The organism is Pseudomonas sp. G1002 (genome assembly GCF_013385455.1).
Lineage (GTDB): Bacteria > Pseudomonadota > Gammaproteobacteria > Pseudomonadales > Pseudomonadaceae > Aquipseudomonas.
Window position 1 is genome coordinate 1 of record NZ_JACAPY010000046.1, and the last position, 9,103, is coordinate 9,103.

At 61.8% G+C, this 9,103-nt stretch carries 8 protein-coding genes; 3 read left to right on the forward strand and 5 right to left on the reverse strand.

What is annotated here, in order from left to right:
- Positions 1 to 89 precede the first annotated feature (89 nt).
- The 5 genes from fabB to HX801_RS27015 all read right to left on the reverse strand — a co-directional run bounded on the left by fabB (position 90) and on the right by HX801_RS27015 (position 7,048).
- Positions 90 to 1,310, reverse strand: a complete 1,221-nt coding sequence (fabB, locus tag HX801_RS26995) for a beta-ketoacyl-ACP synthase I (RefSeq protein WP_003210553.1) — start codon at positions 1,308 to 1,310, stop codon at positions 90 to 92.
- A gap of 11 nt (positions 1,311 to 1,321) precedes the next feature.
- Entirely contained in the window at positions 1,322 to 1,837 is a 516-nt protein-coding gene (fabA, locus tag HX801_RS27000; protein WP_003210552.1) for a 3-hydroxyacyl-[acyl-carrier-protein] dehydratase FabA, read from the reverse strand.
- Between the two features lie 248 nt (positions 1,838 to 2,085).
- Positions 2,086 to 3,987 (reverse strand): ATP-binding protein, encoded by a 1,902-nt coding sequence (locus tag HX801_RS27005; RefSeq protein ID WP_177019615.1) that lies wholly within the window; start codon positions 3,985 to 3,987, stop codon positions 2,086 to 2,088.
- Positions 3,984 to 4,895, reverse strand: a complete 912-nt coding sequence (locus tag HX801_RS27010; RefSeq protein ID WP_052024261.1) for an ABC transporter substrate-binding protein — start codon at positions 4,893 to 4,895, stop codon at positions 3,984 to 3,986. The genes HX801_RS27005 and HX801_RS27010 overlap by 4 nt, the downstream gene beginning before the upstream one ends.
- A 20-nt stretch (positions 4,896 to 4,915) precedes the next feature.
- Positions 4,916 to 7,048 carry a TonB-dependent siderophore receptor gene (locus tag HX801_RS27015; RefSeq protein ID WP_085984626.1) on the reverse strand — a complete coding sequence of 711 codons (2,133 nt, stop codon included), beginning with the start codon at positions 7,046 to 7,048 and terminating at the stop codon, positions 4,916 to 4,918.
- Positions 7,049 to 7,243: 195 nt separating this feature from the next.
- Here HX801_RS27015 and HX801_RS27020 point away from each other — a divergent pair, with 195 nt between their 5' ends.
- From HX801_RS27020 to sixA, 3 genes are read left to right on the forward strand one after another with little or no spacing between them, the layout of a single operon-like run.
- Positions 7,244 to 8,269: an NAD(P)H-dependent glycerol-3-phosphate dehydrogenase gene (locus HX801_RS27020; RefSeq protein WP_003210548.1), complete on the forward strand. Its 1,026-nt coding sequence runs from the start codon at positions 7,244 to 7,246 to the stop codon at positions 8,267 to 8,269.
- Between the two features lie 10 nt (positions 8,270 to 8,279).
- The gene (locus HX801_RS27025; RefSeq protein ID WP_177023051.1) at positions 8,280 to 8,627 is read left to right on the forward strand and encodes a DUF4389 domain-containing protein; all 348 of its coding nucleotides are present in this window, start codon (positions 8,280 to 8,282) and stop codon (positions 8,625 to 8,627) included.
- Positions 8,624 to 9,073, forward strand: a complete 450-nt coding sequence (sixA, locus tag HX801_RS27030; RefSeq protein WP_177023052.1) for a phosphohistidine phosphatase SixA — start codon at positions 8,624 to 8,626, stop codon at positions 9,071 to 9,073. The genes HX801_RS27025 and sixA overlap by 4 nt, the downstream gene beginning before the upstream one ends.
- Positions 9,074 to 9,103: the final 30 nt, after the last annotated feature.

Consider the following 9,103-nt stretch of genomic DNA (forward strand, 5'->3'; position numbering starts at 1 on the left):
TTCAAAAGTGAGCCACTGTAAGCGCGGTAAACGGGTAAAAAAACGCCCCGAACAGTCGGGGCGTTTTCAGGCGATCAAGCTGCGAGAGCTTACTTACCCTGCCAGCGTTTCAGCACCAGGGTGGCGTTAGTGCCACCAAAGCCGAAGCTGTTGCTCATCACTGTATTGATGGTCGCATCTTCACGAGTCTTGGTCAGGATAGGCATGTCAGCCACGTCCGGGTCCAGTTCCTCGATGTTGGCAGAACCTGCCATGAAGTTGCCTTCCATCATCAGCAGGCAGTAGATCGCTTCGTGAACGCCAGCGGCGCCCAGGGAGTGACCCGACAGGCTCTTGGTAGAGCTGATCGCCGGAGCCTTGTCGCCGAATACCGCACGCACGCCTTCCATTTCCTTGGAGTCGCCGACCGGAGTCGAAGTACCGTGGGTGTTCAGGTAGTCGATCGGGGTATCAACGGTGGACATGGCCATCTGCATGCAGCGGATGGCGCCTTCGCCGCTTGGCGCAACCATGTCGTAGCCGTCGGAAGTCGCGCCGTAGCCGACGATTTCCGCGTAGATCTTCGCACCACGGGCCAGGGCGTGTTCCAGCTCCTCGACCACCACCATTCCGCCACCGCCGGCAATGACGAAGCCATCACGGTTCTTGTCATAGGCGCGGGAGGCTTTGTCCGGGGTTTCGTTGTACTGGGTCGACAGGGCGCCCATGGCGTCGAACAGGAACGACTGGCTCCAATGTTCTTCTTCACCGCCGCCGGCAAACACGATGTCCTGCTTGCCCAACTGGATCTGCTCTACAGCGGTACCGATGCAGTGAGCACTGGTGGCGCAAGCGGAGGAGATCGAGTAGTTCACGCCCTTGATCTTGAACGGTGTGGCCAGGCAGGCGGAAACGGTGCTGCCCATGGTCCGCGTGACGCGGTACGGGCCAACGCGCTTGACGCCTTTCTCGCGCAGGATGTCCAGCGCTTCCATCTGGTTCAAGGTCGACGCGCCACCGGAACCGGCGATCAGACCGGTGCGTACGTTGGACACCTGGTCTTCGCTCAGGCCGGAATCGGTGATCGCGTCCTTCATGGCCAGGTAGGCGTAAGCGGCTGCGTGGCCGACGAAGCGATAGATCTTGCGATCAATCAGCTCTTCGAGGGGCAGGTCGATGGAGCCGGAAACCTGGCTACGCAGACCCATTTCGGCATATTCCGGGTTGAAGCGGATGCCAGGGCGACTTGCACGCAGGTTAGCGGAGACGGTCTCTTTGTCATTGCCCAGGCACGAAACAATGCCCAGACCAGTGATAACGACGCGGCGCATGCGGATAACCCTTAAAAGTTGTCAGTGGAAGTGAATACGCCGACCCGAAGGCCTTCGGCAGTATAAATCTCGCGACCGTCGACAGTCACCGAACCATCGGCAATGGCCAGGTTCAGCTTGCCCTTGAGGACGCGCTTGATTTGAATGTTGTAAGTGACTTTCTTGGCGGTCGGCAAGACCTGGCCAAAGAACTTCACTTCGCCCGAACCCAGGGCGCGACCGCGGCCCGGCAGGCCTTGCCAGCCCAGGTAGAAACCGACCAACTGCCACATGGCGTCAAGGCCCAGGCAGCCCGGCATCACCGGATCGCCTTCGAAATGGCAGGCGAAAAACCACAGGTCAGGGGTGATATCCAGCTCGGCGACCAATTCACCTTTGCCGTACTTGCCACCCTCTTCGCTGATATGGGTGATGCGATCCACCATCAGCATGTTCGGGGCGGGCAGTTGCGCGTTACCTGGGCCGAACAGCTCACCGCGACTGCAGCGCAGCAGGTCTTCCCGAGTAAAGGCGTTTTGTTTGGTCATGCGAGCTCCTCAATAATCCCATGCGGCAGGGCAGGGCAAATCTTCCCGGCCGACTGAAGCGTTCATGCCTCATATCGGCAGCCTACACATAGACTATTGCGTTGTAGTGAAAGTCACAGCGTCAAGGTCATGAATGTACACTTGTGCACTGAAATTATAAACCGGGCCGGTTTACGGGCCCGTTCGGGTGCCTAAGACTGCCGCACTTTCGTCTTTCACGCCAGTCGCAGTTGGCTGATGGCACCGTGTTACTGCACCCATCTCTGCAGGATTTGCTGCAAATCCGTGCGTTTGAACGGCTTTGCCAGGTAATCGTTCATTCCAGCTGCCAGGCAGGCTTCGCGATCGCCCTGCAAGGCATTGGCCGTGAGGGCAATGATTGGCAGCTCGGCGCAACCGGGCAACTGGCGAATCTGCCGGGTAGCCTCGTAGCCATCGATGCCCGGCAGTCGGCAGTCCATCAGGATTGCGGTAAAAATCAGGCTCTCGGCGCTGCGAATCGCTTCGGCGCCGTCGGTGGCGATGCTCACCTCGAACCCCAGGCTGCGCAGCATGGCTTCGACCACCGTGCGATTGACCGGGTTGTCTTCCACCAGCAACACGTTGCGCCCTTCGCCCGCACGGGCATTGCCTTCGGTATTCGGCGCGAGCACCGGCAAGCTCTGCTGGTAGATCGCCAGCGGGATTTCCAGGGTAAACACCGAGCCGTGGCCTTCTTCGCTCTGGGCGCGCAGGGTGCCGCCCATGCGTTCGGCCAGGGTGCGTGCGATAGGCAGTCCCAGTCCGGTGCCGCCGTAACGTCTTGAAATGGAACTGTCGGCTTGCTGGAACGCATCGAACATCAGTTCCAGGCGCTCGGCGGAGATGCCAATCCCGCTATCGCGCACGGTGCAGGTGAACCACAGCAATTCATGGTCCAGGGTCTGCCAGTGGGGTTCGACGGTGACGGTGCCCTGCTCGGTGAACTTCAGGGCATTGCCGATCAGGTTCACCAAAATCTGCCGGATGCGGGTCGGGTCGCCCTGTACTTGCAGCGAGCCCAGGCCCTGGGGGATCGGCACTTCGAGCGCCAGCCCGCGTTGTTGGGCGGCGTGCTGGAAGGCCTGGGCGCAACTGCTGATCAGCTCCACCAGGTCGAACGGAATGTGCTCAAGCTCCAGGGCCGCGCGCTCGATGCGCGAGAAGTCGAGGATGTCGTTGATCACCTTCAGCAGGTGTTCGGTGGACTCCGAGGCCAGCGCCGCGTATTCGGTCTGTTCCTCGGTCATGTCGGTGGTTTCCAGCAGTTGCAGCATGCCCAGCACCCCGTTCATCGGCGTGCGCAATTCATGGCTCATCATTGCCAGGAAGTCCGACTTGGCATTGTTCGCCCGCTCGGCTTCTTCGCGGGTCTGGATCAACTGGGCCATGGCCTGGTGCTGTTCACGACTGGCCTGGTTCAAGCCATCGGCGAGGTTATTGATGTGGCGCGACAGGTCGCCCAGCTCCGAGTCATCCACGATGGGCAGCGGCGTCTGGTAATCGCCCTGCTGGATCGCCTTGACCGCATTGCCCATGGCGCTGATCGGTTGCGACAGGCTGGCCGCCAGGCGCCGGGCCAGCAGGAAGGTAAACAGCAGGGCGAACAGCGCGAGAATCCCGGCCTTGAACAGGATTTCCTGCTGGCGCTGGCTGAACGCATCGTTGGACATGCCGACAATCACTCGCCCCAGGTAGTCCGCGCGCGGGGCCTTGGGCTCGGCAGTACTGTCCTGGAAGAAGTCATTGCCCAGCTGGATATGTTGCAGGCGAATCGGCGCCTGGAAGACTTTCACCGACAGCGAGCGATCGTGCTTCTCCGACGGTTGCTCGACATACACCAGGATATTTTCTGCGCTGTCCTGAATCTCCAGGAAGCGCACGTGCGGCGTGGCGAGGGTGGCCCGCAACAGGCTTTCAAGCACGTCGTTGTTGCCGGAAATCACCCCGTATTCGGTGGCCGGCGCCAGTTGGTTGGCGATCAACTGGCCGGTGTGGTCCAGTTCCTGGCGCAGGTCCTGGATCCGCACGAAGGTGAAGAAGCTGATCAACAGCAGCGTCAGCAGGAGTGCCGGGCCCAGGGTAATGAGCTGGGTCCGGGTGTTGATGTCCCAACGGCGACGAAATGTCATGGGCGTTTTTCTCCTTCGGCCAGGCGGGCGGCGACGTTGGTTTCGTCCACCTGTTCGATCCCCAGTGAGCGCGCAACCTGCGGGTTGCCTACGACTTTGAAACGTTCCGGGTACAGCGAGCGCGGCCAACTGGCCGGCGCATGATCCAGCAGGCGGTCGAGCACATCCAGCCAGTCGGTCTGATCGCTGTAGGTGCTGGCCAGGCTGCCGGCCTTGACGAACCCGGCGTTGGGCCCGACCAGTGGCAATTGCCTGGCGTAGCTGCTGAGCAGCAGGTTTTTCGCGGTTTTCGGGTTGTACAGCTGGGGATCATCCAGCCCCAGCAAGACGTCGCTGTTCTTGAACAGGCTTTGCAGCGGGCGACTGTCATTAATGTTTTCCCAAAGCTGGGGCACGATCTCCAGGCCCATGGGCGCGGCGTACTGGCGCAGCTCGCGCAGCAGGAACTCGCTGTCGATGCCATAGAGCACGCCGATGCGCCGGGCCTGAGGCAGGATGCCGGTGATCAGGCGCAGTTGTCGGTCCAGCGGTGGGTCGCTCCACAGCAGGCTGATCTTCGCAGGCAACGTGGCACCCAGGCGCTGGCGCGCTTGCAGGCGGCTGATGCGCAGCACCAGGGTCGGTGGGCCCTGGGCGTCTTGCAGGCGCCAGTCAAGGCTGGGCAGGTCCAGCAGGATCAGGCGGGTGCTGGTCGGCAAGTTTGCAGGGGCGGGCAGGTCCTTGAGCGGGGTGAACTTCACGCTGTCTTCGGGACGCTGCAGGGCCAGGGCCTGGACGAATGTTTGTACGCCCGGGCCGTCTTCGTCGGCGGTCAGCAGGATATCCGCTGCCCATGTCGGTGCGCCGAACAGTAAAACCCCAAGCAACACACAGCACCGCCAGAGCCGGGCGGTAAAGGGGAGGGTCATCCGTGACGAGTCGCTGTCCACTAGAACTCTAACTCCGCACTGAAGTAGAGCACGTGGCGTTGGTCATAGTTGTTGTCGGGCCAGGTGGTGGGCTGATTGTCGAGGCGTTGTTGCAACATGCCGGCCAGCTCCACGTTGGCTTTGCCCAAGGCAATGCGCTTGGCCACCCGCAGGTCGACCCGTTCGAAGCGATACTGGTTGAGCGCATCGTCGCCATAGTAGAACACCGCGCTGGACCAGCCATGGCCCCATTCCCGCATCCAGCCGGCCGAGCCGCTGTTGCGGGCGGTCTGCTGCCTGTCCAGGGGGTTGGTGGCGCTGGCATCCACATAAGCATAGGTGACGCGCAGCCGGTCGGCGGTGCTCATGTGCCAGTCGAGCTGGGTTTCGGTGCCGGTAAAGCGCGAGCTGTTCGAGTTGCTGGCGATGTACTGGTTGTTGCGCAGCGGTTCGCTGACCATTTCGCTGATTTCGTCGTAGAACAGCTTCACGTCGACGTTCAGCCCGATGTCGGCAAAAAAGCCGTTGTAGCCCAGCTCCCGGGAGCGCATCAGCTCTTTGTCGAGGTTGCCCGGGCCGCGGGTCACCACGAAGTATTGGCCGGAGTTCTGGCCGTAGGCCGGCGAGCTGAGGTTGGTGACGCGGTAGCTCCAGTTGACGTTGTTCTCGAACATGTCCGGGGAGCGAATGGCTTCGGAGTACACCGCGCGCAGGCCGTGGCGCGGGTTGATCAGGTAGTTGACGGCCACCCGTGGCGTCAGCGAGTTGCCGCTCAGGTGGGTGTCTTCGTACATTGCGCCGCCCTGCAGCAGCCAGTGTTCGCTGGCCCGCCATTCCAGGTGGCCGAACAGGCGCCAGGTGGTGTCGTCCAGGGTGCCGTTGAAGTAGGTGTCGGAGTCGGCGCGGTCGTAGCGGTAGTTCATGCCGCTGACCAGGCGCAGGCTGTCGGACAGGCTGAGGGTGTCTTGCAGCTCCAGGTCGTAGCGGCTTTCCTTGGTGCTTTGGTCGATGTTGCCGCAGACCGGGTCCTTGCCGCCGTCCCCCCATTGCTGGAGCACCTGGCGGGCCAGTGCCTGCTCGGCGGCGCTGCCGGGTGGGAGGTTGCCTGGGTTGAAGTTGTTCATGTGCCGGGCCAGTCGCTCGGCATAGTTGGGGTTGAGCTGCCACAGCTGCGTCAGTTCCGGGCTGAACGAGACCTTGGCATCGCACGCGCGCCAGATCTGCCGGCGATCCCACTGCTGGGCCGAACCCTGGATATACAGGCTGTGATCGGGGTTGAAGTCGAAGTTCCAGCGCAGGGAACCGGCATAGTCCTTGGCGCTGACGTCGGAATTGTTACCGCCTTCGGTAATCCCGTCGAACACCGGTTGGTAGGTGTAAGGGCGCTGGTTGGTGCCTTCCTTGGCGTCCAGTTGCCAGTCGATGCTTTGTTGCGCATTCAGGGTCTGGCTCACGGCCAGGCTGAAGCGGTTCAGGCGGCGCCCGTCGCGGCGGTCAGCGCCCACGCGGTCGCTGTCAAAGCCATCGTCCTGTTGACCGGACAGTGACAGGCGCAAATCGCCGGTGTCCCAGCCCATGCCCTGGCTGGCGTACCAGTCGTTGATCCCTCGGCCGCCCTGGGTGAGTTTCATCCGCGTGCCATGGCTGTTGGCCGGCGAGCGGGTGAGGATGTTGACGACGGCCATCAGCGCGTTGGCGCCGTAGCTGACGGTATTGGGGCCGCGGAAGACCTCGATGCGGTCGATGTCTTCCAGGGCTACCGGAATATCGCTCCAGTCCACCGTGGCCAGGCCCGCGCGGTACACCGAGCGCCCATCGATCAACACCTGCATGCGCCGCGCATCGCCCGCCTGCGTGCCGTGGTAATTCACGGCGGCTTGGTTGCCGGTGGTGTAGCCGACCATCATCCCGGGCACCAGCCGCAGCAGCTCGGGGATATCCCGTGCGCCGCTGGCCTTGATCAGCTCGCTGTCGATCACCGTCATGCTGCCGGGCACGGCGGCGGCCGATTGCTTGAGCCGGGTGGCGGTCAGCACCTGCGGCAGCGGCTGGCTGTCGAGGAACAGGTCGTCAGCCAGCACCGGCACACTGCACCACGGCATGCACAACAACGTCAGCAAAAGGGATGAGCGAGGAGGAGGGCCCAAATACACGGCACGGCCTTGATAATTACGGATAGCCGCCCATGTTAACTGAGGTGGGGCCTTTTGCCAGTCGTCGGCCCTGTAATTACTTCGCACAAATGTCGCATTTTCCGACAAGCGTTTGAATTGACGCGGGGGCTGGCCGCAGGCGGGTCGCTCCGTATAATGCGGCCATCGCCACTGCTATGGATTAACGGATTGCATATGACTGAACAGCGCCCTATTGCGGTCCTGGGAGGCGGAAGTTTTGGTACCGCCGTGGCTAATCTGCTGGCTGAAAATGGTCACCGGGTGCGCCAATGGATGCGTGACCCCGAGCAAGCCGAAGCCATTCGGGTCAACCGGGAAAACCCCCGTTACCTTAAAGGCATCAAGATTCTGCCGGCCGTGGAGCCGGTGACTGATTTACAGGCGACGCTGGACGAATGCGACCTGTGCTTCGTCGCGCTGCCCTCCAGCGCTTTGCGTTCGGTGCTTGCACCCCATGCCGAGCGGCTGGCGGGCAAGCTGCTGGTGAGCCTGACCAAGGGCATTGAGGCGCACACCTTCAAGTTGATGAGCGAGATCCTTGAAGAAATCGCCCCCGAAGCGCGGATTGGCGTGTTGTCCGGGCCGAACCTGGCGCGGGAAGTGGCTGAGCACGCGCTGACTGCCACGGTGATCGCCAGTGAAGACGAAGAACTCTGCGAGCGGGTGCAGGAGGTGCTGCACGGTCGCACCTTCCGCGTGTACGCCAGTGCCGACCGTTTCGGCGTCGAGCTGGGCGGGGCGTTGAAGAACGTCTACGCGATCATCGCCGGCATGGCGGTTGCGCTGGGCATGGGTGAAAACACCAAGAGCATGCTGATCACTCGCGCCCTGGCCGAGATGACCCGGTTTGCGGTCAATCAGGGCGCCAACCCGATGACCTTCCTTGGCCTGGCGGGTGTGGGCGACCTGATCGTCACCTGCTCGTCACCGAAAAGCCGCAACTATCAGGTCGGTTTTGCCCTTGGCCAGGGCTTGAGCCTGGAAGACGCCGTGACGCGTTTGGGCGAAGTGGCGGAAGGCGTCAACACCCTGAAGGTGCTGAAGGCCAAGTCTCAGGAGGTCGGGGTGTATATGCCGCTGGTTGCCGGGTTGCACGCGATCCTGTTTGAAGGGCGCACCTTGAACCAGGTCATCGAGTTGCTGATGCGCGCCGAGCCGAAGACCGATGTCGACTTTATTTCCACCAGTGGTTTCAACTGAGGAACGCGTCATGAACGATCCGAAAGCAGCTCCCAAGTACGAATCCATTGGCCTGCGTGTGCTGTGGATGCTGGTGTTTGCCCTGGTGTGGCAAGTGGCGCAGTTTCTGCTGGGCGCGCTGGTGGTGGTGCAACTGGTTTATCGCCTGGTGTATGGGGCGCCGAACCTGGGGCTGATGAATTTTGGTGACGGCCTGAGCCAGTTCTTGGCGCAGATTGGGCGGTTTGGCAGTTTTCACAGTGATCAGAAGCCTTGGCCGTTCGCCGATTGGCCGACGCCCCGTGCACCGGAAGGTGAGGCTGCCCACAGTGTGCCGCCTGCACCGCATCCGGCGCGTGATGAGGAACCCAAGCTATGAAGGTGTGGGTGTTGCGTCACGGTGAGGCCGAGGGGCATGCGCGTACGGATGCCGAGCGTAATTTGACGGCCCATGGGCGCGATGAGGTTTTGCGCAGTGCGGGGCATCTGATCGGGCAGCCGATTCGGGCGATCATTGCCAGTCCGTATGTGCGGGCGCAGCAGACGGCGCAGTTGGTGCGGGAGGCGTTGGGGTTTGAGCCTGAGATCCGCACTGTGCCTTGGTTGACGCCGGAGAGTAATCCGCTGGAGGTGCTCAAGCATCTCGACAATGACGATGATGTGTTGCTGGTTAGCCATCAGCCGTTTGTGGGGGGGCTGATCAGTTATTTGCAGCATGGGCATTTGCGGCAGCCGCAGCCTATGAGTACGGCGAGTCTGGCGGAGTTGGAAGGGGACTTTCCGTTGGCGGGGTTGATGAGTCTTTTGAGTGTTCGGAATCCTTAAGGTTGGTTTTGGGTACATATCCGTTGCTGC